We start from the raw sequence: 24526 nt of genomic DNA, 5'->3' as shown, positions 1-24526 counted from the left end.
AGGCCACACCCGTGACACACGTCCGGCCGGCCCCCGTCGCCTTCTGCCCCTGGGAGCCCCCGATGCACCTCGCCCTGGACCCCGAGCACGTCGCGCTGCGCGCGGAGCTCGCGGACTACTTCTCCGCCCTCGTCACCCCGGAGGTGCGTGCCGGCCTGAGCGCGGCCGCCGGCGAGTTCGGCGACACGGAGGTCTACAAGTCCGTGATCCGCCAGCTCGGCACCGACGGCTGGCTGGGCATCGGCTGGCCCGAGGAGTACGGCGGGCAGGACCGCTCGATGGTGGAGCAGCTGATCTTCACCGACGTCGCGGCCGACCACGGCGTCCCGATCCCCTACCTGACGCTCAACACCGTCGGGCCGACGATCATGCGCTACGGCACCCCCGAGCAGAAGGAGTACTTCCTGCCGCGGATCCTCGCCGGCGAGCTGCACTTCTCCATCGGCTACTCCGAGCCGGAGTCCGGCACCGACCTGGCCTCGCTGCGCACCCGCGCCACCCGTGAGGGCGACGAGTGGGTGATCAACGGCCAGAAGATGTGGACCTCGCTGATCCAGTACGCCGACTGGATCTGGCTGGCCTGTCGCACCGACCCCGAGCAGGCGCGGCACCGCGGCCTGTCGATGATCCTGGTCCCCGCAGACGCCCCGGGCTTCTCCTACACGCCCGTGCACACCGTGGCCGGGGTCAGCACCAGTGCGACGTACTACGAGGACGTCCGGGTGCCGGTCGGCAACCTGGTCGGCGAGCTCAACGGCGGCTGGTCGCTGATGACCAACCAGCTCAACCACGAGCGGGTGGCGCTGACCTCCTCGGCGCCCCTGGTGCAGTCGCTGCGGCTGGTGCACCAGTGGGCGCAGGAGACCAAGAACCCCGACGGGCAGCGGGTCATCGACACCGAGTGGGTGCAGATCGCGCTGGGTCGCGCGCACGCCCGGGTCGACATGTTGACCCAGCTGAACTTCAAGCTGGCCTCTGACGCCGACCGCGGGGTGGCGCTCTCCCCCGCCGAGGCGTCGGCCACGAAGATCTACGGTTCCGAGCTCGCCACCGAGGTCTACCGGGCCCTGATGGAGATCGTCGGGCCGAACGCCGCCGTCCGCGCGGGCTCGGAGGGCGCGGTGCTGGCCGGGCGCCTCGAGCGGTTCCACCGCTCCTCGCTGGTGATGACCTTCGGGGGCGGCACCAACGAGATCCAGCGCGACATCATCGGCTACGTGGGCCTGGGCCTGCCGGCCGCCAAGCGCTGACCGCCGACGAGCCCTCCACCGAACGGACGACGACATGGACTACTCCTTCACCCCCGAGCAGGACGACGCCGGCGAGCTGGCCGCGCGGATCCTCGGCGACCACGCCACCCCCGAGCGCCTCCAGGCCGTGGAGCGCGCCGGCGAGCGCTTCGACCCCGAGCTGTGGCGCGCGCTCGGCGAGGCCGGCCTGATCGGCCTCGCGCTTCCCGAGGAGCACGACGGCGCCGGGCTGGGCCTGGTCGAGCTGTGCCGGGTGCTCGTGGAGGTGGGCCGAGTGGTCGCACCGGTCCCGCTGGCCACCCACGGTGCGGCGAGCCTGCTGGTCGCCGAGCTCGGCACCCCCGCGCAGCGCGAGACCTGGCTGGCCGGCGCGGCCACCGGCGAGCGGGTGCTGGGCATCGCCACCGCCGAGGACCGCAGCAGCCTCCCGGTGCACCCGGTCACCACCGCCCGCGCCGCCGACGGCGGGACGGGACACCGGATCACCGGCACCAAGACGGTCGTGGGCGCCGGGACCATCGCCGACGCGCTGCTCGTCACCGCCTCGAGCCCCACGGGCCCGGCGGTGTTCCTCCTGCGTCGCGACGACCCGGGAGTCACGCTGGTGCCCCAGGTGGTCTCCGACGGGGACCCGGTCGCGCGCCTGGACCTCGCCGACGTCGAGCTGGGCCCGGACCGGCTGCTCGGGGCGGACGACGCCAGCGCGGTCGAGCGGCTGCACGACCTGCTGACCGTCGCGACCTGTGCCGAGCAGCTCGGCGTGACCGAGGGCGCGCTCCGCCTCACCGCGTCGTACGCGAAGACGCGCGAGCAGTTCGGGCGTCCGATCGGCACCTTCCAGGCGGTCAGCCAGCGCCTCGCCGACGGCTACATCGACGTCCTCGGCCAGCGGCTGATGCTGTGGCAGGCCGCCTGGCGTCTCGCCGAGGGGCTGCCCGTCACCACGGAGGTGGCCGCCGCGAAGCTCTGGGGCGCCGACGCCGGGCACCGCCTCGCGCACACCGCGGTCCACGTGCACGGAGGTGTCGGCATCGACCTCGACGGCGAGACGCACCGCTACTTCACCCACGCCAAGCGGCTGGAGCTGCTCCACGGCGGCGCCACCGAGCAGGCGCTCCGCATCGGCCGCGCCCTCGCGGCCGAGCCCGCCTGACGGACGCCATGGGTCGAGCCTGTCGACCGCCGAGCCGTCCGCGACCCCTCACGCCCGGCGCCCGATTCGCGGCGATCTTCGCAAACTCCCTCCTCCTGGTGTGAGGCACACCACAATGGGACGCACGTCAACTTCACTGCGGGAGGACCCCCATGGCCGAGACCGTCCAACAACGGCTGCGAGAGCTCGTCGAGGTCGATACCGTCGCGGTGCGCCACGAGGACCGCACCTGGACCTGGCGCGAGCACCTCGCGGAGGCGAGCGCCGAGGCGGCGACGATGATCCGGATGCTCGACCCCGAGCGGCCGCCGCACGTCGGCACGCTGCTCGGCAACGGGCCCGCGATGCTGCGCGCGATGGCGGCGGCCGGCCTGGGCGGCTACGTGCTCGCCGGGATCAACGACACCCGCCGCGGGGCGGGCCTCGCCGCCGACGTACGCCGTGCCGACTGCCAGGTCCTGCTCACCGACCGCGAGCACCTGCCACTGCTGGACGGCCTCGACCTGGGCGACGTGCAGGTCCTCGACGTCGACGACGAGGGGTACCTCGGACTGCTCGCCGAGCCGGGCGCCTCCGCGCTGACCCCGCTGCGCGAGGTCGGCGCCGGCGACACCTTCATGCTGATCTTCACCTCCGGCACCTCCGGGGACCCCAAGGCGGTCCAGGTCGGGCACATCACCGTCCTGTTCGCCGGGCTGATGCTCGCGCAGAAGTACGAGATCACCGACGCCGACACCTGCTACCTCTCCATGCCGCTGTTCCACTCCAACGCGGTGCTCGCCGGCTGGTCGGTGGCACTGTGCGGCGGCGCCGCGATGGCGCCCGCGCGGTTCAGCGCGACGCAGTTCCTCGCCGACATCCGCCGGTACGGCGCGACGTACATGAACTACGTCGGCAAGCCGCTCGCCTACGTGCTGGCCACCCCCGAGCGCCCGGACGACGCCGACAACCCGCTGCGGGTCGCGTTCGGCAACGAGGGCAGCGACCGCGACATCGCCGAGTTCGCGCGCCGTTTCGACTGCATCGTGTGGGACGGGTTCGGCTCCACCGAGCTCGCCGTGACCATCACCCGCGAGCCCGGGACGCCACCGGGCTCGATCGGCATGCCGGCGGAGGGCGTGGCGATCTACAGCTCCGCCACCGGGCAGGAGTGCCCCCGCGCCGTCTTCGACGAGCACGGCGCCCTGCTCAACGCGGAGGAGGCGATCGGCGAGATCGTCAACACCACCGGCGGCGGATACTTCCAGGGCTACTACAACGACCCCGCGGCGAACGCCGACCGGCTGCGCGGCGGGATGTACTGGTCCGGCGACCTGGGCTACCGCGACGCCGACGGCTGGATCTACCACGCCGGCCGCACCGGCGACTGGATGCGCGTGGACGGGGAGAACCTCGCCGCGGCCCCGATCGAGCGGATCCTGATGCGCCTGGACGGCCTCAGCCGGGTCGCGGTGTACGCCGTGCCGGACCCGCACGTCGGGGACCAGGTGATGGCCGCCGTCGTGCTGCGCGACGACGCCACGCTCACCCCGGCCGACCTCGAGGCGTTCCTCGCCGCGCAGGCGGACCTGTCGGTGAAGGCGTGGCCGCGCTACGTGCGGATCGCGCCGGACCTCCCCTCGACGGCCACCAACAAGGTGCTCAAGCGCGAGCTCGCAGCCCAGGGCGCCACGGCCGGGGACGGCGTGCTGTGGGTGCGCGAGGAGCGCGGCCGACGATACGAGGTCGCCGAGGGCGCCGAGGTCCCCCGGAGCGCGGGACGCTCGGTCCCCGCCGCGGGCTGACACCGCCAGGGCACAGCCCACAGGCGAACGGCCCCCTCCCCGTGCGGGAGGGGGCCGTTCGTGTCGGTGCGGGGCTCAGCGAGGACGACGAGAGCAAGCGGGCCGTGTGCCACAAGCACCCCGACGCGTCCCTTCGCCGGCGGGGTGTGCGGCACACCAAGGCCGGCCCCAAGCAGCGCTGAAGCTGCCCTGGCGGCGGCAAGGGCCACTTCATCTTCACGACCCGCGCGGCCGACCCCACCGTCGGAGGGGCCCCGGCGCACGATCAGCTGTCCGCCACCGAGCCCACAATCGTCGCCGGCCGTGGCATGTTGGCCTCGGTGTCGGCTGAACCCGAGATCTGGGGTCGTTAGCCCCAGGCCTGCGAGCCCGCCGTCACACACACGCGTCGAAGGCGCTCGCTGGCGTCCCACTGGGCCTGCTGGAGCGTCGGCCTCGCCAGCGCCTTCCCATCCGCGGCGATCGCATCGGTGGCTTTCAGCAGCGGTCCCAGCGCTCGCGCAGCCTCCGGGTCGGCGACATCCGCCATGCCCTGGAGCTCTGCGGCCAGTCCACGGGCCTGGTCAGCGTCGTTCAGTCCCCCCGATCGGAAGGCGTCCTGGACGTGATCGCAGACATGAAGAAAGTTCGCCGCGGTCGCCGCCTGCACGCTCGGCTGCGTCTGGACAGCCGTAGGCGACGGGGACGCATCGAGCGGTGCGTCGGCCGAGCCCGTCGAGCACCCAGCAAGAGCGAAGGCGATGGCAGCACCTCCCACAGCGACCGCCCAGCCCCGAGCGGCAAGCCGCGTGTTCCCTGTCATGGTCATCCCTCCGTAGGTCCTCCTGTCGCTCATGGGACACGAGCACCGCAGCGCGAGTTGCCAGGTGTCGGCTCATCGGCCAACTGCGCTAGACCTTCGCTCGCGAGCCGCTCGCTGCCGGGGATCTACCGTGCGCTGTGCGTCGTTGTGGGGATGCCCAGTCCTCGCGCACGAGCCTTCCAAGCTGGGTACGGCCGGTACGCGAAGACGCGCCCCGACCGAAGCCGGGGCGCGTCCATCAGGTCGTCATCCCGCTGACGTACCGCGGTTGCCCCAAGTACCCACTGCAGGAGCCGAACAGCCCCGTGCGGGAGGGGGCCGTCCGGTGCGGGGCTCAGAGGCTGGCGAGCCGCGCGACCGTCGCGTCGTACTCCGCGACCAGGTCGGCCATCACGTCGGCGACCGGGCGGACCTCGTTCATCCGTCCGACGATCTGTCCGATCGGCATCGAGATGACGTCGGGGTCGCCGGAGGCGGTGATCCGGTTGTGCGCCTCCGCGACGAGCAGGTTCTGCAGCGGCATCGGCAGCGGCTCGGGGGCGTCCTCCTCGGCCCACGCCTCGGTCCACTTCGTCTTGAGCAGGCGCGCGGGCTTGCCGGTGTAGATCCGGGTGCGCACGGTGTCGGCCGACGTGGCGCGCGTGAACGCCTCGGTCCAGCCGGGGCTGCCCTGGAGGTTCTGGTACTCGGCGGTGCCGAGCCAGATGGAGCCGGTCCACACGCCCTGGGAGCCGAGCGCGAGGGAGGCCGCGACCTGGCGCCCCGACCCGATCCCGCCGGCGCCGAGCACCGGCACGTCGGGGCCGACCGCGTCCACGATGTCGGGGGTGAGGACCATCGAGGCGATCTCGCCGGTGTGCCCGCCGGCCTCGTGGCCCTGGGCGACGATGATGTCGACGCCGTTGGCGACGTGGCTCAGCGCGTGCTTGGCCGCGCCGGCGAGCGCCGCGACCTGGACGCCGTGCTCGTGGCACTTGTCGATGACGTCCTTCGGCGGCGAGCCCAGGGCGTTGGCGATCAGCACCGGTCGGTGGTTGAGCGCGGCGTCGAGGTGGGAGCGGGCCACGGAGTGCAGCCAGCCCAGCACGCCCTCACGGCCCTCGCCCTCCGCGAGCGGAGGGACGCCGAGCTTGCGCAGTGTCTCGTCGACGAAGTCGCGGTGGGCCTGCGGGATCATCTGGCCGAGGTCGAGCGAGGTCCCCTCGGTGGGGACCTTCATCGGCATCACGATGTCCACGCCGTACGGCTTGCCGTCGGTGTTGTCGTCGAGCCACGACAGGGTCTTCTCGAGCTCCTCGGTGTCGTTGAACCGCACGCAGCCGAGGACCCCGAGGCCGCCGGCGCGGGAGACCGCGGCCGCGACGTGCTCGGAGGGGGTGAAGGCGAAGATCGGGTAGTCGATCCCGAACCGCTCGCACAGGGACGTCCGCATCAGGCACGCACCTGCTCGGTGCCGGCGGCGAGCGCCATCTCCTTGGCGCGGGGGTACTGGGCCTTGCCGGTCGCGTTGCGCGGGATCTCGGGGACCTCCACCATCACCCGGGGCAGCTTGTAGCCCGAGAGGTGCTCGCGCAGGAAGTCGCGCAACTCGTCGAGCTCGACGCTCGTGCCGTCACGGAGCTCGACGACGGCGGCGACCGCCTGGCCGAACTTCTCGTCGGGTACGCCGACGACCAGCACGTCGTAGACGGCCGGGTGGCGCTTGATCGCCATCTCGACCTCCTCGGGGTAGACCTTCTCCCCACCGGTGTTCACGCAGTTCGAGCCGCGCCCGAGCATGGTGACCCGGTTGTCGGTCTCGATCCGCGCGAAGTCGCCGGGCACCGAGTAGCGGGCGCCGTCGACCTCGATGAACGTCGCGGCCGACTTCACCGGGTCCTTGTAGTAGCCCACCGGCACCGAGCCGCCGCGTCCGAGGCGGCCGATCTTGCCGACGTTGGTGGCGAGGTCGAGCACCCGGTTGTCCTCGTCGAGCACGACGCTGTACGGCCCGAGCGCCACGACCGGCCCGTCGGGACTGATGTTGTCCTTGTCCTGCATCCCCATGCCCTGGAAGCCGGTCTCCGAGGCACCGACGGAGTCGGTGTAGATGGCGTCGGGGAGCGCGGCGATCCAGCGCTCCTTCACCGGCGGGCTGAAGATCGCGGCGCTGCTGCTGATCGCGAACAGCCCGGAGGCGTCGTACGGCGTACCGGTCGCGGCCTGGCGCTCGTACTCCTCGATGAGCGGGCGCGCCATCGCGTCGCCGGTCATGAAGATCAGCTGGACCTTCTCGCGGTCGATGATCTGCCAGGTGCGGGCGGGGTCGAACTTCGGCTCCAGGATCGTCAGGTGCCCGGCGAACAGGTGCATCAGCAGGCCGGCCTGGGCGCCGCCGTGCATCAGCGGGCTGAGCGGGAAGGTGATCATGCGTCCCGGCGACGTGGCCTGCTCGGACTGGTCGAACTCGCCGAGGACCTGGCCGGTGTAGAAGTCGATGCCGCCGCCGAGCACCCGCCAGAAGTCCTCGTGGCGCCACATGACGCCCTTGGGGAAGCCGGTGGTGCCGCCGGTGTAGATGATGTGCAGGTCGTCGGCGCTGCGCTCCTCGAAGTCGCGCTCGGCGCTCTGCCCGGCCAGCGCGTCGTCCCACAGCACCCCGCCGAACGCGGAGACGTCGCTGTCGTCGTCGGGCTCGATCACGTCGGGCATCACCACGACGTGGCGCAGCTTGTCGTGGCGCGGGAAGGTCGCCGCGACGAGCGGGGCGTAGGTGCGCTCGACGATCAGCGCGACGATGTCGGCGTTCTCGAAGAGGTAGTCCAGCTCGGACTCCACGTAGCGGTAGTTGACGTTGATGCACACGCCACGGATCTTCACCACCGCCAGCACCGCCACCACGTGCTCGATGCTGTTCTTGGCGTAGATCCCGACGTGGTCGCCCGCACCGATCCCCTGCGCGCGGAGGTGGTGGGCGAGCCGGTTGGCCTCGACCTCCAGCTCGGCGAAGGAGACCCCGCGGTCCCCCACCAGGAGGGCGCGGTTGTCCGGGGCGGCGTCGACGGCGTGTTCGAAGAGGTCAGCGATGTTCAGGGCCACGCCCGGAGACTAGAACACGTTCTCATTCTTGGCTAGCATTCCGCGCCATGACCGCCACCCAGAGCCAGTCCACCACCGACGCCGCACCGCACTGCCTCGTCGAGCAGGACGGCCACAAGCTGATCGTGACCATGAACCGCCCCGAGCGGCGCAACGCGCTGTCGGGCGAGATGCTCGCGATCATGGAGGCGGCCTGGGACCGGGTGAACTCCGAGGAGGAGATCCGGGTCTGCATCCTCACCGGCGCCGGTGGCTACTTCTGCGCGGGCGCGGACCTGAAGTCCATGTCGGCCAAGCCGCCCTCGGAGAGCTTCGAGTCCGGGGAGTACGACCCGTCGGTGATCAAGGGGCTGCTCAAGGGCTTCCGGCTCACCAAGCCGCTGATCGCCGCGGTCGAGGGCCCCGCGATCGCCGGCGGCACCGAGATCCTCCAGGGCACCGACATCCGGGTCGCCGGCGAGTCCGCGAAGTTCGGAATCTCCGAGGCCCGCTGGAGCCTCTACCCGATGGGCGGCTCGGCGGTGCGGCTGGTGCGCCAGATCCCGTACACGGTCGCTGCCGACCTGCTGCTCACCGGTCGGCACGTCCTGGCCCCGGAGGCCAAGGAGCTGGGGCTGATCGGGCACGTCGTCCCTGACGGCCAGGCGCTGGCCAAGGCCCACGAGCTGGCCGACCAGATCTGCGCCAACGGCCCGCTCGCGGTGCAGGCGATCCTGCGCACGATGCGCGACTCCGAGGGCCGCCACGAGGACGAGTGCTGGGCCGACGACGCTCGCGTCGGCGCCGCGGTGTTCGCCTCCGACGACGCCAAGGAGGGGCCGCGCGCGTTCGCGGAGAAGCGCGCCCCGCGGTTCACCGGCCGCTGAGCGGACCGCTCACCCGACCGGCGTGATCGGCAGCGAGCGGCGCGGCTCGAACTCGAACCCCGCGCCGCCGCTGATCCGCGTCACCGCCACCTCGTCGGCGACCGGTGCGGGCTGCGCGCGCTCGATCAGCCGGGCGACCCAGTCCTCGTCGGTGCCGACCACCTCGACGTCGAGGTGCGGGTCCACCGCGCGCACGATCGCCTGGAGCGGCGCGATCGAGCCCGGCCCGCAGCGCGAGATCCAGGCGCCATCGTGGGTCGCGGCAGACTCGCGCACGCTGAGCTCCCCGAGCACCGGGTCCCCCCCGAGCACCGGGCCCCCCGGCGTGCCGGGCTCGAGCGTCGCGTCGACGTACGACGCGGGGTTGAGCAGCGGGTGGAGCTCGAGGACCCGCAGCGCACCTGCCGCGTCGCTCGGCAGCGCGAGCGCCCGGTGGATCCGCGCGGCGGCCACGCCGGCGATGCCGGTCAGCTGGCGGGTGGTGATCGTGCGCAGCAGCCCCTCGTCCGCGCCGGCGCGCGCTCGCACGGCCAGGACGAAGGCGAGGTTGAGCAGGTGCATCTGCACGCACACCTCGTCGGCGATCCGCACCAGCGCGCAGTGGGAGAACTCGGCGAAGTCGAGGTCGGAGACCAGCGGGCCGGTGTAGTCCGCCTGCCCCTCGTCGGCGGGGTCGATCGGGTCGAGCACGAGCCGGGCGGCGCGGCTCTCCGCGATCACCGCGCACTGCTCGATCGCCGCGACCGGCGGGTGGGAGGGGTCGATGCGCACCGTCCACGCGCAGTGCGGCCGGCGGTCGGCGGGGACCCGGGGCGGGCGGTGCAGCGGGCGCACCTGGGCGTGCGGGTTGGTGGCCACCGCCGTGGCGTCGAAGGTGGGGTCCTCGATGTCGTGGCACATCGAGCGGACGTAGTCGGGCCCCATTGGCTCGACGTCGAGCAGCGCGCCGCAGTGGTCGAGGTGGAACTCGCCGTTCCAGCGGTCGTGGACGGTGTAGCGGAAGTCCATGAACTGCGGCGGCGCACCGATGTCGAGCTGGAGGCCCTTGAAGATCGTCACCACGTCGCCCTCCCCGGGGGCGGGGGCGTAGCCGAGCGCGTCCTGCATGCGCCGGGTGTAGATCGGCGAGGAGGCGGCCCACTCCTCGATCGCGATCTGCGCCATCTGCTCGCGGCCGAACGCGCCGATGCACCAGGCCATCCCGGAGCGGTCGATCAGCTGTCCGATCAGCAGCAGCTCGGGGACGAGGGCGGCGAGCTCGTCGCGGGACAGGGCGGCGTACCGGCTGGGCATGGGGTGATCGTGGGTCAGCCGGCCGGCGGTGTCAACAGTGTTGACACCGCGGCGCCGTAGAGCCGCGCGACGTCCACGGGATCCGCGCCCAGCACGGTCTGGTCCTCCAGGATCACCAGCGCCTCGAGCAGCCCGCCGACCTGGGCCGCGACCAGGTGCGCCCGCAGGTCGGCGTCGGGGCCCTCGAGTCGCGCGGCCAGCGGGCGGGCCAGCGTGGCCTCCATCGCGGAGACCAGCCGCTCGCGCACCGCGGCGCTGTCGGTGGCCCGGATCATCGCGCGGTACGGCGTGCGCAGGACCCCCGCCAGCCGATCGTCGAGCACCATCGCGACGAGCCGCTCGCCGAGGCCCTCGAGCGGACCGTCGAGCGCGGGCGCGAACGGCCCGCCCACGTCGACGGTCTCCAGGAACAGCTGCTCCTTGGACCCGAAGTGGCGGATCACCAGTGCGGGGTCGATCCCGGCAGCGGAGGCGACCGCGCGCACCGACGTGGCGGCGTACCCCTGCGCCATGAACTGGCGCCGGGCCTCGAGGGCGATCACGTCGCGGGTCGTCCGGCTCACGCCGCGAGGGTAGCGACGACCCGCCCCACAGTCCCGACAGGCACGAGCAACGGGGTGGGCGACCACCGGCGTGGTAGCGATGCACCCATGAGGACACGCACCCTGGGCAACGAGACCGTCGGCCGCGTCGAGGTCGGCGCCATCGGCCTCGGCCTGATGACCTTCGACCAGTCCGGCCCGCAGCCCCGCGAGCAGCTGCTCGCCACCGTGCGCGCCGCGCTGGACGCTGGCGTCACGCTCTTCGACACCGCGGACGCCTACGGCTGGGGCGAGAAGCTCGGCGCCGACGCGCAGGGGGCCAACGAGCTGCTGATCGCCTCGCTGCTCGACGAGCTCGGCGTGCGCGACCGGGTGTTGCTCGCCACGAAGGCGGGCCACGTGCGTGCCGGCGGTGGCGCGTGGGCGCTGGACTCCTCGCCCGAGCACCTGCACCACGCGGTCGACGCCAGCCTGGAGCGCCTCGGCGTGGAGCAGATCGCGCTGTGGCAGCACCACCGCCCGGACCCGAAGGTCCCCTACGAGGAGGTCGTCGGCACGCTGCGCGAGGTCGCGGAGTCCGGCAAGGTCGCGATGGTCGGGCTCTCCAACGCCGACCCCGCGCAGATCCGGCTGGCGCACGCCGTGCTGGGCGACCGCCTGGTCAGCGTCCAGAACCAGTTCTCCCCGGCCTTCCGCACCAGCGCCCCCGAGATCGAGGTGTGCGACGAGCTGGGCCTGGCCTTCCTGCCGTGGAGCCCGCTCGGCGGCCTGGGCGACGCGAAGTCGATGGCCGAGAAGCACCCCGCCTTCGCCGAGGTCGCCACCGCGCGCGGCGTCAGCGCGCAGCAGGTGGCGCTCGCCTGGGAGCTCGCCCAGTCGCCGCGCGTGATCCCGATCCCCGGCGCCAAGCGCCCGGAGTCGATCCGCGACTCGGCGGCCGCGGCCGACCTCGACCTCAGTGCCGACGAGGTGGCCCGCCTCGACGCGTCCTGACGGCGCCGCGCGAGGCGGGCGCCGGTCGGGCCGCGGTCAGCCGACGGCGCGCCCTCCGGTCCAGTACGCCGCGCGCAGCGCCTTCTTGTCCGGCTTGCCGAGACCGGTGAGCGGCAGCGCGTCGGTGGCGACGACCTGCTTGGGCGCCTGCACCGAGCCCTTGCGGTCCTTGACCATCTGCTGGATCTCCGCGACCACCTCGTCGGTGAGCTCGTGGCCCTCGCGCAACACCACGATCGCGGTGACGGCCTCGCCGAACTTCTCGTGGGGCGTCCCGATCACCCCGACCTGGGCGACCGCGGGGTGCTCGGCGACCACGTCCTCGACCTCGCGCGGGAAGACGTTGAAGCCGCCCGTGACGATCATGTCCTTGGTGCGGTCGACGATGTACCAGAAGCCGTCCTCGTCCTCGCGGGCCACGTCGCCGGTGCGCAGCCAGCCGTCGCGGAAGGTCTCCGCGGTGGCCTCGGGCAGGTTCCAGTAGCCGTCGGCCAGCAGTGGGCCGGCGACGCAGATCTCCCCCGGCTCCCCCACCGGCACCTGCCGGCCGTCCTCCCCGAGTAGCGCGGTGCGCAGGAAGGCCGCGGGGCGCCCGCACGAGGCCAGCCGCCGGTCGTCGCCGAGGTGGTCGGCCTTGGCCAGGTAGGTGATCACCATCGGCGCCTCGGACTGGCCGTAGTACTGGGCGAAGATCGGCCCGAACCGGTCGATCGCCTCCTTGAGCCGCACCGGGTTGATCGCCGAGGCGCCGTAGTAGACGGTCTCCAGGGAGGACAGGTCGCGGGTGCGCGAGTCGGGGTGGTCCAGCAGCGCGTAGAGCATCGAGGGCACCAGCATGGTCGCGGTGATCCGCTGCTCCTCGATGGTGCGCAGCACCTCGGCCGGGTCGAACTTCGCGAGCACGTGCAGGCACCCGCCCTTGAGCACGGTCGGCACGAAGAACGCCGCGCCCGCGTGCGACAGCGGCGTGCACATCAAGAATCGCGGCGACTCGGGCCACTCCCACTCCGCCATCTGCACCTGGGTCATCGCGTGCATGCCCCGAGCCGTGCCGACGACGCCCTTGGGCCTGCCCGTCGTCCCGCCCGTGTAGGTGATCGAGACGATGTGGTCGGACGGCAGGGTCGCCGCCTCCAGCGGCACCGGGTCGTACGACGCGGCGACGGCGGTCAGGTCGTGCCCGACGTGGCCGAGCGCCTCGGGGACCGGGCCGATGGTGAGCACCTTCTCCAGCTTGGGGCAGCGCTCGAGCAGCCCGAGCGCGCGCTCCACGAACATCGGCACCGGATCGATGGTGAGGGTGGTGATCTCCGCGTCGTTGATGACGTACGCGTGGTCCTCGAGCGAGCCGAGCGGGTGCAGCGAGGTGCGCCGGTAGCCCTGCGTCTGGCCGGCGCCGAGGATGAACAGCACCTCGGGCCGGTTGAGCGCGAGCAGCGCGCCCGCGGTGCCGCGCCCGGCGCCGAGCGACTCGTAGGCCTGGCCGTACTGGCTGATCCGCGCCGCCACCTCGCCCCCGGTCAGCGTGGTGTCACCGAGGTGCATCACCGCGCGCTCGCGGTGGCGGCGCAGGGCGGACACCATCAGGTGACCGTTGTGGGGGCCGGTCCGGATCTCGTCGCTCATGGCGCCGAGACTAGAACGTGTTCCAGTCCCGGCGCCAGCGCCGTCCCGGCTCGGCTCAGGCGAGCAGCTCGGCCACCGACCTGACCTCCTGCGGGGATCGGCAGCTCAGCAGCAGGGTCCTCACCCCGGTCTCCTCCCACTGGGCGACCTTCTCCTTCACCTCGCCGGCCTCGCCGATGATGTGCATGTCGTCGACCAGCTCGTCGGGCACCAGGGCGGTCGCCCGGTCCTTCTCGCCCGCCAGGTAGAGCTTCTGCACCTCGTCGGCGAGCTCGGCGTAGCCCATGCGGACGAAGACCTCCTTGTGGAAGTTCGCCTCCTTCGCCCCCATCCCTCCCATGTAGAGCGCGACGAACGGGCGCATCGAGTCCAGCACCGCCGCCTTCTCCTGAGCCGAGGAGACCACCTCGAGGTGGCAGGTCGCCGCGATCTCGAAGTCCGCGCGCGTGCGGCGCGCCCCCGGGCGGGCGAAACCCTCGTCGAGCCAGGGTTGGTACATCCCGGCCGACCTCGGCGTGTAGAAGATCGGGATCCAGCCGTCCGCGATCTCCGCGGTCTGGGCGACGTTCTTCGGGCCCTCGGCGCCCAGCCAGATCGGCAGGTCGGCGCGCAGCGGGTGCACGATCGGCTTGAGCGGCTTGCCCAGCCCGACCGAGCCCGGCCCGTCGTACGGCATCGGGTGGTGCGGGCCGGGGTTCGTCACCGGCGCCTCGCGGGCGAGGACCTGGCGGATGATGTCGACGACCGCGCGGGTGCGCGCGAGCGGCTTGGCGAAGGGCTGGGCGTACCAGCCCTCGACGACCTGGGGGCCGCTCACGCCCATGCCGAGCACCACCCGGCCACCGCTGAGGTGGTCCAGGGTCAGGGCGTGCATGGCGATCGAGGCGGGACTGCGGCCCGACATCTGCACGATCGAGGTGCCGAGCCGCACCCGCGAGGTCTCGCGTCCCCACCACGCCAGCGGCGTGAACGCGTCGGAGCCCCATGCCTCCGCCGTGAAGATCGCATCGAAGCCGCTCTCCTCGGCCGCCGCGACGAGCTCGCCGACGCCCTGCGGTGGCTGTGCGCCCCAGTAACCCAGCTGCAGTCCCAGTTTCATGGCCACACCATGGCAGACGCCTTGTCAGCAACGTAGAACCTGTTCTAGTTTCTGGGACATGGCTCGCACCTTGTCAGCCCCTGTCACCGTCGCCTTCGACTACACCCGCTCCACCGGACCCGTCATCGGGCGGTTCCTCACCGGCCTGCGCGACGCGCGGGTGGTCGGCGGCCGCACCTCGAACGGCGTGGTGGTCCCGCCCCCGGAGTACGACCCGGTCACCCACGACCCGGTCACCGAGTTCGTCGAGGTGGCGCCGACCGGCACCGTGACCTCGTGGACCTGGGTGCCCGAGCCGGTCGCCGGGCAGCCCCTCGACCGTCCCTTCGCCTTCGCGCTGGTGCGCCTCGACGGCGCCGACGCGCCCTTCCTGCACGCCCTCGACGTCGCCTCCCCCGCCGAGGTGAGCACCGGCATGCGCGTGCAGGTGCGCTGGGCCGCCGAGCGCACCGGCGCCATCACCGACATCGCCTGCTTCGAACCCGCCGGCGAGTCCGACGCGGGCACCGCGGGCGGCTCGGATCGTACGCAGCCGGAGCCGAGGGCCGTGGAGGACCCGGTCACGGGCGTCATCACGCCGGTGGCGCTGGACTACGTCTACGCCGCCTCCCCCGAGGAGTCGGCCTTCTACCGCGGCCTCGCCGAGGGCCGGATCGTGGCCCAGCGCTGCCCGACCTGCGACAAGGTCTACGTGCCGCCGCGCCCGGCCTGCCCCGACGACGGGACACCCACCACCGACGAGGTCGAGCTGGCCCAGACCGGCACCGTGACCACGTTCTGCATCGTGAACGTGCCGTTCCTCGGCCAGCGGATCAAGCCGCCGTACGTCTCGGCCTACGTGCTGCTCGACGGCGCCGACATCGCCTTCCTGCACCTGATCCTCGACATCCCGGCCGAGGAGGTCCGGATGGGCATGCGGGTCAAGGCCGTCTGGAAGCCCCGCGAGGAGTGGGGCACCACGATCGAGAACATCAGCCACTTCGCGCCGACCGGTGAACCGGACGCGGCGTACGAGACCTACCGCCACCACCTCTGAGAGGCGAGCAACAGATGAGAGACGTCGCCGTCGTCGGGTTCGCCCAGCGACAGATGAAGGAGTTCGACGGGTCGCCGAACTGCGTGGAGCTGCTGGTCCCGCTCTTCGCGGAGTGCTACGAGCAGACCGGCTGGGACCGCCGCGACATCGGGTTCTGGTGCTCCGGGTCCTCCGACTACCTGGCCGGACGCTCGTTCTCGTTCGTCTCGGCAGTGGACGCGATCGGGGTCAACCCGCCGGTCAACGAGTCCCACGTCGAGATGGACGCCGCCTGGGCGCTCTACGAGGCCTGGCTGAAGATCCAGACCGGCGAGGTCGACACGGCCCTGGTCTACGGGTTCGGCAAGAGCTCCGCGGGCCTGCTGCGCCGCACCCTGTCGCTCCAGCTCGACCCGTACACGATGACCCCGCTGTGGCCCGACACCGTGTCCCTCGCCGGGCTCCAGGCCCGCGCCGGCATCGACGCCGGGCTCTGGGACGAGCGCGCGATGGCCGAGGTCGTCCAGCGCTCGCTGACCGATGCGGAGAAGAACGAGCACGCGATCCGCAGCGGCGGCTCCTCGGTGGAGGACCTCCTGGCCCGCCCGCTGTACGCCGACCCGCTGCGCAAGCACGACTGCGCGCCAGTGACCGACGGCGCGGCCGCGATCGTCCTCGCCGCCGGCGACCGGGCCCGCGAGGTCTCCGACCGGCCCGCGTGGATCAGCGGCATCTCGACGTACGTCGACCCGATCAGCGTCGGCACCCGTGACCTGACCCGGTCCCCCTCGGCCGCGGCGTCCGCCGCGCGCTGCGACCTCGGCGGCGTCGAGGTGGCCGAGCTGCACGCGCCGTTCAGCCACCAGGAGCTGGTGCTGCGCAGCGAGCTGGCTCTGGGCGACGACGTCGCGATCAACCCCTCGGGCGGTGCCCTCGCCGGCAACCCGATGTTCACCGGCGGCCTGATCCGCCTCGGCGAGGCCGCCCGGCGGGTCTGGGACGGCAGCGCCGACAAGGTGCTCGGGCATGCCACCAGCGGCCCGGCCCTCCAGCAGAACCTCGTGTGCGTGATGGAAGGACGGGCCTGAGATGGGCAAGCTGCCAGCAGCCGTGGTCGGGGTCGGCCAGACCCACCACCGCTCCAAGCGCGAGGACGTCTCGATGGCCGGCCTGTGCCGCGAGGCGATCGACCGCGCCCTGCTCGACGCGAACCTGGGCCTCGACGACATCGACGCGATCGTGATCGGCAAGGCGCCGGACCTGTTCGAGGGCGTGATGATGCCCGAGCTGTTCCTCGCCGAGTCCCTGGGCGCGGCCGGCAAGCCGCTGCTGCGGGTGCACACGGCCGGCTCGGTGGGCGGGTCGACGGCGATCGTGGCCGCCTCGCTCGTGCAGGCCGGCGTGCACAAGCGGGTGCTGACGGTCTCCTTCGAGAAGCAGTCGGAGTCCAACGCGATGTGGGCGCTCTCGGTGCCGGTGCCGTTCAACATGCCGGTGCACGCCGGCGCGGGCGGCTACTTCGCCCCGCACGTGCGCTCCTACATCCGGCGCTCCTCGGCGCCCACCCACATCGGCGCGATCGTGGCCGCCAAGGACCGCCAGAACGCGCTGAAGAACCCCTACGCCCACCTGCGCAACCCCGACACCACGGTGGAGTCGGTGCTGGCCTCGCAGATGCTGTGGGACCCGATCCGCTACGACGAGACCTGCCCGTCCTCCGACGGCGCATGCGCGCTGGTGATCGTGGACGAGGACACCGCGAAGGCCTCGCCCAACCCGGCGTGGATCCACGGGACCGTGATGCGCTCGGAGGCCACGAGCGCCGCGGAGCGCGACCAGGTCAACCCGCAGGCCTCCCGCGACGCCGCCGCCCAGCTGTGGCGCCAGTCGGGCATCACCGACCCGTTCACCGAGATCGACGCGGCCGAGATCTACGTGCCGTTCTCGTGGTTCGAGCCGATGTGGATGGAGAGCCTCGGGTTCGCGGAGGTCGGCAGCGGCTGGAAGCTCACCGAGTCGGGCGCGACCTCGATGACCGGTGAGCTGCCGGTGAACTGCTCGGGCGGCGTGCTGTCCTCGAACCCGATCGGCGCCTCCGGGATGCTCCGCTTCGGCGAGGCCGCGCTCCAGGCCCGGGGTGCCGCCGGCGAGCACCAGGTCGACGGCGTACGCCGCGCGCTCGGGCACGCGTACGGCGGCGGCTCGCAGTTCTTCTCGATGTGGGTGGTCGGCAGCGAGAAGCCGACCTCCTGAGCCACACGACCCGGGCCCCGGGCACCGCCGCCGTACCGCGGTGGCGCCCGGGGCCCGCTGCGTGGGGCCCGGCCGGTGTGCGCCGCGGTGCGGCGCGGCCTAGGCTCGAGGGGTGATCGAGCTCCGCACCCCCGCCCAGATCGAGCAGATGAAGCCCGCCGGCCGCTTCGTCGCCGACGTCATCACCCGTCTCTCCGAGGTCGCCGACGTCGGCGTGAACCTCCTCGACCTCGACCGGGTCGCGCACGAGATGATCAAGGAGCGCGGCGCGGAGTCCTGCTACCTCGACTACCACCCGTCCTTCGGCGCCTCGCCGTTCGGCAAGGTGCTGTGCACCTCGGTCAACGACGCGGTCCTGCACGGTCTCCCCCACGACTACGCGCTGCGCGACGGCGACCTGCTCTCCGTCGACTTCGCGGCCTCCGTGGACGGCTGGGTCTCCGACTCGGCGCTCAGCCTGGTCGTCGGCACCCCCCGCGAGGAGGACCTGCGCCTGATCGACACCAGCCAGCGCGCCCTGGCCGCCGGCATCGAGGCGGCCCGGGTCGGCAACCGGCTCGGCGACATCTCCGCCGCGATCGCGGAGGTGGCCCGCGGCGAGGGGCTGCGGATCAACACCCAGTTCGGCGGCCACGGCGTCGGCCGGACCATGCACGGCGACCCGCACGTGCCCAACGACGGGCGCGCCGGGCGCGGGCTGAAGCTCCAGGCCGGCCTGGTGATCGCGATCGAGCCGTGGTTCCTGCACACCACCGACGAGATCTACACCGACCCCGACGGCTGGACGCTGCGCTCGGCGGACGGGTCGCGCGGCGCGCACTCCGAGCACACCGTCGCGATCACCGACGACGGCCCGCTGGTCCTCACCGCTCGCGACTGAGCCCGGCGTACCGCTCCGCCTGGGCCGGTTCCGGGCTCAGGCGTAGCGGACCGGCAGGTCCTTCAGGCCGTTGACCCAGGCGTGGCGCAGCCGCCGCTCCGCCCCGGCGCGGGCGATGTCGGGGACCTGGTCGGCGAGGGCCTCGAAGATCAGCCGGATCTCCTGGCGCGCCAGGTTGGCGCCCAGGCAGTAGTGCGCGCCGTGCCCGCCGAACCCGAGCTGCGGGTTGTGCTCGCGGGTGATGTCGAAGCGGTGCGGGTCGGTGAACACGTCCTCGTCGAAGTTGGCGCTGGCGTAGAAGAGCGCGGCCCGCTGGCCCTCGGCGATCCGGACCCCGTCGACCTCGACGTCGCGCAGCGCGGTGCGCTGGAAGACCGTCACCGGCGTCGCCCACCGCACGACCTCGTCGACCATCGTCGCCGGGCGCTCCTCGCACCACAGCCGCCACTGGTCGGGGTGGTCGAGGAACGCCGCCATGCCGTGCGCGATGGCGTTGCGGGTGGTCTCGTTGCCGGCCACCGCGAGCAGGATCACGAAGAACCCGAACTCGTCGTCGTTGAGGCCGCGCTCGCCCTTGTGGGCGTTGATCATCTTGGTGATCAGGTCCTCGCGCGGGTGCGCGGTGCGGTCGGCGGCCAGCAGCATCGCGTAGCCGAGGATCTCGGCCGCCGCGACCTCGGAGCTCCCCGCGTAGTCGGGGTCCTCGCCGGCCAGCATCTGGTTGGACCAGTCGAAGAGCTTGCGCCGGTCCTCCTGCGGTACGCCGATCAGGTCCGCGATCGCCTGCAGCGGCAGCTCGGCGGCCACCTGCTCGACGAAGTTGCCGCTCCCCGACGCGCGTGCCGCCGCGACGATGTCGTGCGCGCGACGCGTCATCACCTCCTCGAGCTCGGCGATCGAGCGGGGCGTGAAGGCCCGCGAGATGATCTGTCGGGTGGTGGTGTGCTCGGGCGGGTCCTGGTTGATCATGATCACCCGCTGGAGCTCGACCTGCTCGCGCTGCATCCCGGCGGTGTTGCGCACGATCGCGCCGTTCTCGGCGTTCGACCAGTCCTTGGAGTTCTTCGAGATCGCCGACACGTCGGCGTGCCTGGTGATCGCCCAGTAGCCGGTGCCGGACTCCGCCGACATCCCGTCGTACGCGCCGGGCACCTGCTCGATCCAGGAGACCGGTGCGTCCTGCCTGAGGCGCCGGAACGCCTCGTGCGGCACCCCCCGCTCCATCACGGACGGGTCGGTGGGGTCGAACCCCTCAGGCAGGACGGCAGCGGTCATGGCTCAGGCTCTTCCTGTGCGGGTGGTGAGCGGGTGCCGAGCGGTCACCGGTAGGCGACCTGGTAGTCCTTCACCCCGTTGAGCCAGCCGCTGCGCAGCCGGTCCGGCTCGCCGACCTGACGGATGTCGGGGGCGAGGTCGGCGAGGGCGTTGAAGATCAGGTCCACCTGGAGGCGCGCCAGGTTGGCGCCGATGCAGTAGTGCGCGCCGTGCCCGCCGAAGGCCTGGTGCGGGTTGTGCTCGCGGGTGATGTCGAAGCGGAACGGGTCGGTGAACACGTCCTCGTCGAAGTTGGCGCTGGCGTAGAGCAGCCCGACCCGGTCGCCCTTCTTGATGTCGGCGTCGCCGATGCGGATGTCGTTGATCGCGGTGCGCTGGAAGACCGTCACCGGGGTCGCCCAGCGGATGATCTCGTCGACGGCGGTGCGCGGCCGCTCGCGCTTGTACAGCTCCCACTGCTCGGGGTTGTTGAGGAAGGCGTGCATGCCCCACGTGGTGGCGTTGCGAGTGGTCTCGTTGCCGGCCACCGCGAGCAGGATCATGAAGAACCCGAACTCGTCGTCGCTGAGGCCCTGGCCGTCGACGTCCGCGGTCACCAGCTTGGTGATGATGTCGTCCTGCGGGCGCTGGCGCCGCTCGTCGGCCAGGCCCATCGAGTAGGCCAGGATCTCCATGAAGGCCGTCATCTGGTCGCCCGGCACGTCCGGGTCGTCGTAGGCCATCATCTGGTTGGACCACTCGAAGAGCTTGCCGCGATCCTCCTGCGGCACCCCGAGCAGGTCCGCGATGGCCTGGAGCGGCAGCTCCGCGGCCACGTCCTCGACGAAGTTGCCCGACCCGCCGGCCACGGCGTCCTCGACGATCTTCGCCGCGCGCACCTTGAGGTCGTCGGCGAGCGCGTTGATCGCGCGGGGCGTGAAGGCGCGCGAGACGATCTGGCGCAGCTTGGTGTGGTCGGGCGCGTCGTGGTTGATCAGCAGGAAGCCGGTCTGCTCGACCTCCTCGCGGGTCATCTCGGGGTTGAACCGGATGATCACGCCGTTCTCACGGGTGGAGAAGTTCGCCTGGTCCTTGGAGACCGCCGCCACGTCGGCGTGCTTGCTCAGGGCCCAGAAGCCCTCGGTGTGCTGGAAGCCGCCCAGGCCGGCCTCGGACTGCGCGACCCACGAGACCGGCGCCGTACGCCGCAGGGCGAGCAGCTCCTCGTGCGGGACGCGCTCGCGCATCACGTCGGGGTCCGTGGGGTCGAAGTTGACGGGGATCTCGAGCGAGGTGCTCACGTGGCATGGCCTTTCCGCAGGGGTGGTGCAACACGTTCTAGTGGTGCAGGTTACATACCAACGGTACGGAGCGACAGGGGTTACGGGCGCCCTTGCGCGCGCTCCGCTCACCGGGACCACGCCTTGCCCGGCGCCAGAACGTGTTCTACGTTGCCGAGCATGGGCACTCCCGTCATCGTCGAAGCCGTCCGCACCCCCCTCGGCAAGCGCAAGGGGTGGCTCGCCGGCGTCCACCCGGCCACGCTCCTGGGCTTCGCGCAGACCGAGGTCCTGCGACGCGCCGGCGTCGACTCCGAGGTCATCGACCAGGTGATCGGCGGCTGCGTCACCCAGGCCGGCGAGCAGTCCAACGACATGGTCCGCCGGGCCTGGCTGCACGCAGGCCTCGCCCAGCGCACCGCGGGCACCGCGCTCGACGCCCAGTGCGGGTCCGGTCAGCAGGCCGCCCACCTGGTCAACGACATGGTGGCCGCCGGGTCCATCGACGCCGGCATCGCCTGCGGCGTCGAGCTGATGTCGCGCATCCCGCTCGGCGGCAACGTCCCGCCCGGGCTGGGCGACCCGCGTCCGGACGACTGGTCCATCGACATGCCCAACCAGTTCGAGGGCGCCGACCGGATCGCGCGCCACCACCAGATCAACCGCGAGGACCTCGACGCGTTCGGCCTGGAGTCCCAGCGCCGGGCCCGCGTCGCCGTCGACGAGGGCCGCTTCACCCGCGAGATCGCGCCGTACGAGGCGCCGGTGCTCGACGAGGACGGCAAGCCGACCGGCGAGACCCGACTGGTCTCCACCGACCAGGGCCTGCGCGACACCACGAGCGAGGGCCTCGCCGGCCTGCGCACCGTGCTGCCCGAGGGTCTGCACACCGCCGGCACGTCCTCGCAGATCTCCGACGGCGCCTCCGCCGTGCTGATCATGGACGAGGACCGCGCCCGCGGGCTCGGCCTCACCCCGCGCGCACGCATCGTGCGGCACACGCTGGTCGGCTCGAACCCCTACTTCCACCTCGACGGCCCCATCGACGCCACCCGCGCGATCCTGGAGCGCACCGGCATGTCGATCGGCGACTTCGACCTCTTCGAGGTCAACGAGGCCTTCGCCTCGGTCGTGCTGTCCTGGGCCAAGGTGCACGAGGTCGACATGGACAAGGTGAACGTCAACGGCGGCGCGATCGCGCTGGGCCACCCGGTCGGCTCGACCGGCACCCGCCTGATCACGACCGCCCTGCACGAGCTCGAGCGTCGCGACGCCTCGACCGCGCTCATCTCCATGTGCGCCGGTGGCGCGATGGCGACCGCGACGATCATCGAGCGGATCTGAGAACCCCCCGCCCGGTTGTTTCTCGCGAACCCGCCGGGAGTACTTTCGGTACCGTGAACCAGACGCAGCCACGCCGCGCGCGCCACCTGATGGACCTGTCCGCACCGCGCCCGCAGCAGGTCAGCAAGCCGGGCATGGGGATCGAGGGCGTCCAGAAGTGGGTGCTCTCGGCCCTCGCGGTCACCACCATCTGGCACATGGCCGCGGCGCTCGTGCTCTTCGCGACCTACATCGACGACGACAAGCGGGCCTCGCAGATCGGGCTGTGTGTCATCGCCGGCGTCTTCGGCGTCCTCGGCATGGCCGCCGGGTTCGCGATCCACCGCCGCTCGCCGGCGAGCGCGTGGATGCTGCTGGGCGTGCTCCCCGGCGTGCTCGGCGTCTGGCTCGTCCTGCGCTGAGGCTCAGTCGGTGGTGCGGTAGCCGCCCCGGAAGAACAGCAGCGGGTCCTGACGGGTGGTGGCCTGCAGGTCCTGCACCCGCCCGATCACGACGTAGTGGTCCCCCGCCTCGTGCACGGCGTGGATCGTGCAGTCCAGGTGGGCCAGCGAGCCGTCCAGCACCGGCGAACCGGAGTGCGCCGAGGGCGTCCAGGCAACCCCGCTGAACTTGTCGGCCCCCCGGCTGGCCATCTGGTTGGACAGGTCCGACTGGTCCGCGGCCAGGACGTTGACGCAGAACCGGCCGGCCCGCTGGATCAGCGGCCAGGCCCGGGACGTCTTCGCCGGGACGAAGAGCACCAGCGGCGGGTCGAGCGAGACGCTGGAGAACGACTGACAGGTCATCCCGACCGGCTCGCCGCCGCTCAGCGTGGTCACGACGGTGATGCCGGAGGCGAACGTGCCCAGGACGTCGCGGAAGCGCCGCGCCTCGGCGAGCGCCTCGGCGTCGTCGGGCACCGCGACCGCCTCGCCGGGCTTGAGCTCGAAGTCGGGCTCGGCGTCGCCGAGCCAGGAGCTGATCAGCTCCTGGCTGGGCCACGACCGGCGCGCGTCGGGGCTGATGCCCTCCAGGATCGGCGGGTCCTCGCCGTCGGCGGATCGGGAGCTCACCTCCTCGACCCTAGCCGTCCCCGCCGTACCGGACGGCTCGCCCACTACTGCCCGCCGCCGAAGTCGTGGCCCCAGTACGACACCGCCGTGGACTCGCGCGCGACCCACGCCTGGTCGTCGACCTGGAGCCCCTCGCAGCCGAACTCGACGTCGAAGCCGCCGGGCGAGCGGACGTAGAAGGAGACCATCTCGTCGTTCATGTGGCGCCCGAGGGTCGCCGACAGCGGGGCGCCGTGCTTGCGGACGCGCTCGAGGGCACGGCCGACGTGGTCGAGCCGGTCCACCTCGAGCATGATGTGGACGCACTTGGCCGGGTTCGGCATCGGCAGGAACGCCAGGGAGTGGTGGCGCGGGTTGACCCCGAGGAAGCGCAGCCAGACCTTCGAGCCGGGCTCCTTGCCGACGAACTCGCCGGGCATCGACATCGAGTCGCGCAGCCGAAAGCCCAGGACGTCGCGGTAGAAGCGCAGCGCCTCCACGTCGTCGCCGACCGGCACGACGATATGGCCCATCCCCTGGCTGCCGGTGACGAAGCGCGCGGCGTACGGCGTGACGAGCGGGTGCGCCTCGTAGGTGATGCCGTGGAACAGCTCGAAGACGTTGTCCCACGGGTCGGCGAACCGGATCAGCTCCTGGACCCGGCGCTCGTCGAGCTCCTCGCGGGTCCCCTCCTCGAACTCCACGCCGGCCTTCGCGAGGTGCTCGCGCGCGGACTGCAGGGCCGCGTGGTCGGCCAGCTCCCAGCCGGTGGCGGCGAGCTGGTCGACGTCGGAGGGAACGACCACGAGGCGGGCGGAGACCTCGTCCATGCGCCAGTACTGGTGCTCCGGGTTCGGGCCGCGACCCTCGGCCAGGCCGAGCACCTTGCCGGCGAACTGGGTCCACTGGGCGGGGTCGGTGGAGGCGACGCGCACGTAGCCCATGGACTTGATGTCGATCATCTGTCTCTGCTTCCGGTCGGG

General features: G+C 72.1%; 22 protein-coding genes. 11 read left to right on the top strand and 11 right to left on the bottom strand.

Features of this window, described 5'->3' with window-relative positions; translation table 11 throughout:
* Positions 1–62 precede the first annotated feature (62 nt).
* The 3 genes from HOQ23_RS05710 to fadD1 all read left to right on the top strand — a co-directional run bounded on the left by HOQ23_RS05710 (position 63) and on the right by fadD1 (position 4187).
* On the top strand, positions 63–1250 hold the full coding sequence (locus HOQ23_RS05710; RefSeq protein ID WP_172212681.1) for an acyl-CoA dehydrogenase family protein: 1188 nt from the start codon (positions 63–65) through the stop codon (positions 1248–1250).
* A 34-nt stretch (positions 1251–1284) separates the two neighbouring features.
* Positions 1285–2403: an acyl-CoA dehydrogenase family protein gene (locus HOQ23_RS05705; protein WP_172212679.1), complete on the top strand. Its 1119-nt coding sequence runs from the start codon at positions 1285–1287 to the stop codon at positions 2401–2403.
* A 152-nt stretch (positions 2404–2555) separates the two neighbouring features.
* Positions 2556–4187 (top strand): fatty-acid--CoA ligase FadD1, encoded by a 1632-nt coding sequence (gene fadD1 / locus HOQ23_RS05700; RefSeq protein WP_172212677.1) that lies wholly within the window; start codon positions 2556–2558, stop codon positions 4185–4187.
* 349 nt (positions 4188–4536) lie between these two features.
* Here the strand turns inward: fadD1 and HOQ23_RS05695 are convergent, their stop codons facing one another.
* From HOQ23_RS05695 to HOQ23_RS05685, 3 genes are all read right to left on the bottom strand, one after another.
* On the bottom strand, positions 4537–4836 hold the full coding sequence (locus tag HOQ23_RS05695; RefSeq protein WP_172212675.1) for a hypothetical protein: 300 nt from the start codon (positions 4834–4836) through the stop codon (positions 4537–4539).
* A 487-nt stretch (positions 4837–5323) separates the two neighbouring features.
* A complete protein-coding gene (locus HOQ23_RS05690) occupies positions 5324–6421 on the bottom strand; it encodes a nitronate monooxygenase family protein (RefSeq protein ID WP_172212673.1) in 1098 nt (365 codons plus the stop codon).
* Entirely contained in the window at positions 6421–8067 is a 1647-nt protein-coding gene (locus HOQ23_RS05685) for an acyl-CoA synthetase (RefSeq protein WP_172212671.1), read from the bottom strand. The genes HOQ23_RS05690 and HOQ23_RS05685 overlap by 1 nt, the downstream gene beginning before the upstream one ends.
* Before the next feature lie 47 nt (positions 8068–8114).
* Here HOQ23_RS05685 and HOQ23_RS05680 point away from each other — a divergent pair, with 47 nt between their 5' ends.
* A complete protein-coding gene (locus tag HOQ23_RS05680) occupies positions 8115–8933 on the top strand; it encodes a crotonase/enoyl-CoA hydratase family protein (protein WP_172212669.1) in 819 nt (272 codons plus the stop codon).
* Between the two features lie 9 nt (positions 8934–8942).
* On the opposite strand, the gene HOQ23_RS05675 is transcribed toward HOQ23_RS05680, so the two are convergent.
* Positions 8943–10226 carry a hypothetical protein gene (locus HOQ23_RS05675; protein ID WP_172212668.1) on the bottom strand — a complete coding sequence of 428 codons (1284 nt, stop codon included), beginning with the start codon at positions 10224–10226 and terminating at the stop codon, positions 8943–8945.
* Positions 10227–10240: 14 nt separating this feature from the next.
* Positions 10241–10789, bottom strand: a complete 549-nt coding sequence (locus tag HOQ23_RS05670) for a TetR/AcrR family transcriptional regulator (protein ID WP_172212667.1) — start codon at positions 10787–10789, stop codon at positions 10241–10243.
* An 87-nt stretch (positions 10790–10876) separates the two neighbouring features.
* On the opposite strand from HOQ23_RS05670, the gene HOQ23_RS05665 reads away from it, so the two are divergent.
* Positions 10877–11761: an aldo/keto reductase gene (locus HOQ23_RS05665; RefSeq protein WP_172212666.1), complete on the top strand. Its 885-nt coding sequence runs from the start codon at positions 10877–10879 to the stop codon at positions 11759–11761.
* A gap of 36 nt (positions 11762–11797) precedes the next feature.
* On the opposite strand, the gene fadD8 is transcribed toward HOQ23_RS05665, so the two are convergent.
* On the bottom strand, positions 11798–13387 hold the full coding sequence (gene fadD8, locus HOQ23_RS05660) for a fatty-acid--CoA ligase FadD8 (protein ID WP_172212665.1): 1590 nt from the start codon (positions 13385–13387) through the stop codon (positions 11798–11800).
* A gap of 55 nt (positions 13388–13442) precedes the next feature.
* Positions 13443–14486, bottom strand: coding sequence for an LLM class F420-dependent oxidoreductase (locus HOQ23_RS05655; RefSeq protein WP_172212664.1), 1044 nt, complete (start codon positions 14484–14486; stop codon positions 13443–13445).
* Between the two features lie 58 nt (positions 14487–14544).
* Here HOQ23_RS05655 and HOQ23_RS05650 point away from each other — a divergent pair, with 58 nt between their 5' ends.
* The 4 genes from HOQ23_RS05650 to map all read left to right on the top strand — a co-directional run bounded on the left by HOQ23_RS05650 (position 14545) and on the right by map (position 18634).
* Positions 14545–15522, top strand: coding sequence for a Zn-ribbon domain-containing OB-fold protein (locus HOQ23_RS05650; RefSeq protein WP_172212663.1), 978 nt, complete (start codon positions 14545–14547; stop codon positions 15520–15522).
* 14 nt (positions 15523–15536) lie between these two features.
* Positions 15537–16589: a thiolase domain-containing protein gene (locus HOQ23_RS05645; protein ID WP_172212662.1), complete on the top strand. Its 1053-nt coding sequence runs from the start codon at positions 15537–15539 to the stop codon at positions 16587–16589.
* 1 nt (position 16590) lies between these two features.
* Positions 16591–17754, top strand: a complete 1164-nt coding sequence (locus HOQ23_RS05640) for a thiolase domain-containing protein (protein WP_172212661.1) — start codon at positions 16591–16593, stop codon at positions 17752–17754.
* A gap of 112 nt (positions 17755–17866) precedes the next feature.
* Positions 17867–18634 carry a type I methionyl aminopeptidase gene (map, locus tag HOQ23_RS05635; RefSeq protein ID WP_172212659.1) on the top strand — a complete coding sequence of 256 codons (768 nt, stop codon included), beginning with the start codon at positions 17867–17869 and terminating at the stop codon, positions 18632–18634.
* Between the two features lie 36 nt (positions 18635–18670).
* On the opposite strand, the gene HOQ23_RS05630 is transcribed toward map, so the two are convergent.
* Together HOQ23_RS05630 and HOQ23_RS05625 are read right to left on the bottom strand one after the other, a co-directional pair.
* The gene (locus tag HOQ23_RS05630; protein ID WP_172212657.1) at positions 18671–19909 is read right to left on the bottom strand and encodes a cytochrome P450; all 1239 of its coding nucleotides are present in this window, start codon (positions 19907–19909) and stop codon (positions 18671–18673) included.
* Between the two features lie 44 nt (positions 19910–19953).
* Positions 19954–21189, bottom strand: coding sequence for a cytochrome P450 (locus HOQ23_RS05625; RefSeq protein ID WP_367650387.1), 1236 nt, complete (start codon positions 21187–21189; stop codon positions 19954–19956).
* 159 nt (positions 21190–21348) lie between these two features.
* Between HOQ23_RS05625 and HOQ23_RS05620 the strand changes: the two genes are divergently transcribed.
* Together HOQ23_RS05620 and HOQ23_RS05615 are read left to right on the top strand one after the other, a co-directional pair.
* Positions 21349–22512 carry a steroid 3-ketoacyl-CoA thiolase gene (locus HOQ23_RS05620; RefSeq protein ID WP_172212655.1) on the top strand — a complete coding sequence of 388 codons (1164 nt, stop codon included), beginning with the start codon at positions 21349–21351 and terminating at the stop codon, positions 22510–22512.
* 53 nt (positions 22513–22565) lie between these two features.
* Positions 22566–22913: a hypothetical protein gene (locus tag HOQ23_RS05615; RefSeq protein ID WP_172212653.1), complete on the top strand. Its 348-nt coding sequence runs from the start codon at positions 22566–22568 to the stop codon at positions 22911–22913.
* A 3-nt stretch (positions 22914–22916) separates the two neighbouring features.
* On the opposite strand, the gene HOQ23_RS05610 is transcribed toward HOQ23_RS05615, so the two are convergent.
* Positions 22917–23564 carry a flavin reductase family protein gene (locus HOQ23_RS05610; RefSeq protein WP_367650386.1) on the bottom strand — a complete coding sequence of 216 codons (648 nt, stop codon included), beginning with the start codon at positions 23562–23564 and terminating at the stop codon, positions 22917–22919.
* Between the two features lie 44 nt (positions 23565–23608).
* The gene (hsaC, locus tag HOQ23_RS05605) at positions 23609–24505 is read right to left on the bottom strand and encodes an iron-dependent extradiol dioxygenase HsaC (RefSeq protein ID WP_216653745.1); all 897 of its coding nucleotides are present in this window, start codon (positions 24503–24505) and stop codon (positions 23609–23611) included.
* Between the last annotated feature and the right edge of the window lie 21 nt (positions 24506–24526).

Source organism: Nocardioides sp. zg-DK7169 (assembly GCF_013155365.1).
Taxonomy (GTDB): domain Bacteria; phylum Actinomycetota; class Actinomycetes; order Propionibacteriales; family Nocardioidaceae; genus Nocardioides.
The sequence above is the reverse complement of the archived record's forward strand: the minus strand, read 5'-3'. Positions and strand labels throughout refer to the sequence as shown.

Bases quoted from the DNA above. Each gene is read 5' to 3' on its own strand.
- hsaC (WP_216653745.1), bottom strand. From the start codon at position 24,505: ATGATCGACATCAAGTCCATGGGCTACGTGCGCGTCGCCTCCACCGAC.
- HOQ23_RS05705 (WP_172212679.1), top strand. From the start codon at position 1,285: ATGGACTACTCCTTCACCCCCGAGCAGGACGACGCCGGCGAGCTGGCC.
- fadD8 (WP_172212665.1), bottom strand. From the start codon at position 13,387: ATGAGCGACGAGATCCGGACCGGCCCCCACAACGGTCACCTGATGGTG.
- HOQ23_RS05690 (WP_172212673.1), bottom strand. From the start codon at position 6,421: ATGCGGACGTCCCTGTGCGAGCGGTTCGGGATCGACTACCCGATCTTC.
- fadD1 (WP_172212677.1), top strand. From the start codon at position 2,556: ATGGCCGAGACCGTCCAACAACGGCTGCGAGAGCTCGTCGAGGTCGAT.
- HOQ23_RS05645 (WP_172212662.1), top strand. From the start codon at position 15,537: ATGAGAGACGTCGCCGTCGTCGGGTTCGCCCAGCGACAGATGAAGGAG.
- HOQ23_RS05675 (WP_172212668.1), bottom strand. From the start codon at position 10,226: ATGCCCAGCCGGTACGCCGCCCTGTCCCGCGACGAGCTCGCCGCCCTC.
- HOQ23_RS05640 (WP_172212661.1), top strand. From the start codon at position 16,591: ATGGGCAAGCTGCCAGCAGCCGTGGTCGGGGTCGGCCAGACCCACCAC.
- HOQ23_RS05630 (WP_172212657.1), bottom strand. From the start codon at position 19,909: ATGACCGCTGCCGTCCTGCCTGAGGGGTTCGACCCCACCGACCCGTCC.
- HOQ23_RS05680 (WP_172212669.1), top strand. From the start codon at position 8,115: ATGACCGCCACCCAGAGCCAGTCCACCACCGACGCCGCACCGCACTGC.
- HOQ23_RS05655 (WP_172212664.1), bottom strand. From the start codon at position 14,486: ATGAAACTGGGACTGCAGCTGGGTTACTGGGGCGCACAGCCACCGCAG.
- HOQ23_RS05620 (WP_172212655.1), top strand. From the start codon at position 21,349: ATGGGCACTCCCGTCATCGTCGAAGCCGTCCGCACCCCCCTCGGCAAG.
- HOQ23_RS05710 (WP_172212681.1), top strand. From the start codon at position 63: ATGCACCTCGCCCTGGACCCCGAGCACGTCGCGCTGCGCGCGGAGCTC.
- HOQ23_RS05665 (WP_172212666.1), top strand. From the start codon at position 10,877: ATGAGGACACGCACCCTGGGCAACGAGACCGTCGGCCGCGTCGAGGTC.
- HOQ23_RS05650 (WP_172212663.1), top strand. From the start codon at position 14,545: ATGGCTCGCACCTTGTCAGCCCCTGTCACCGTCGCCTTCGACTACACC.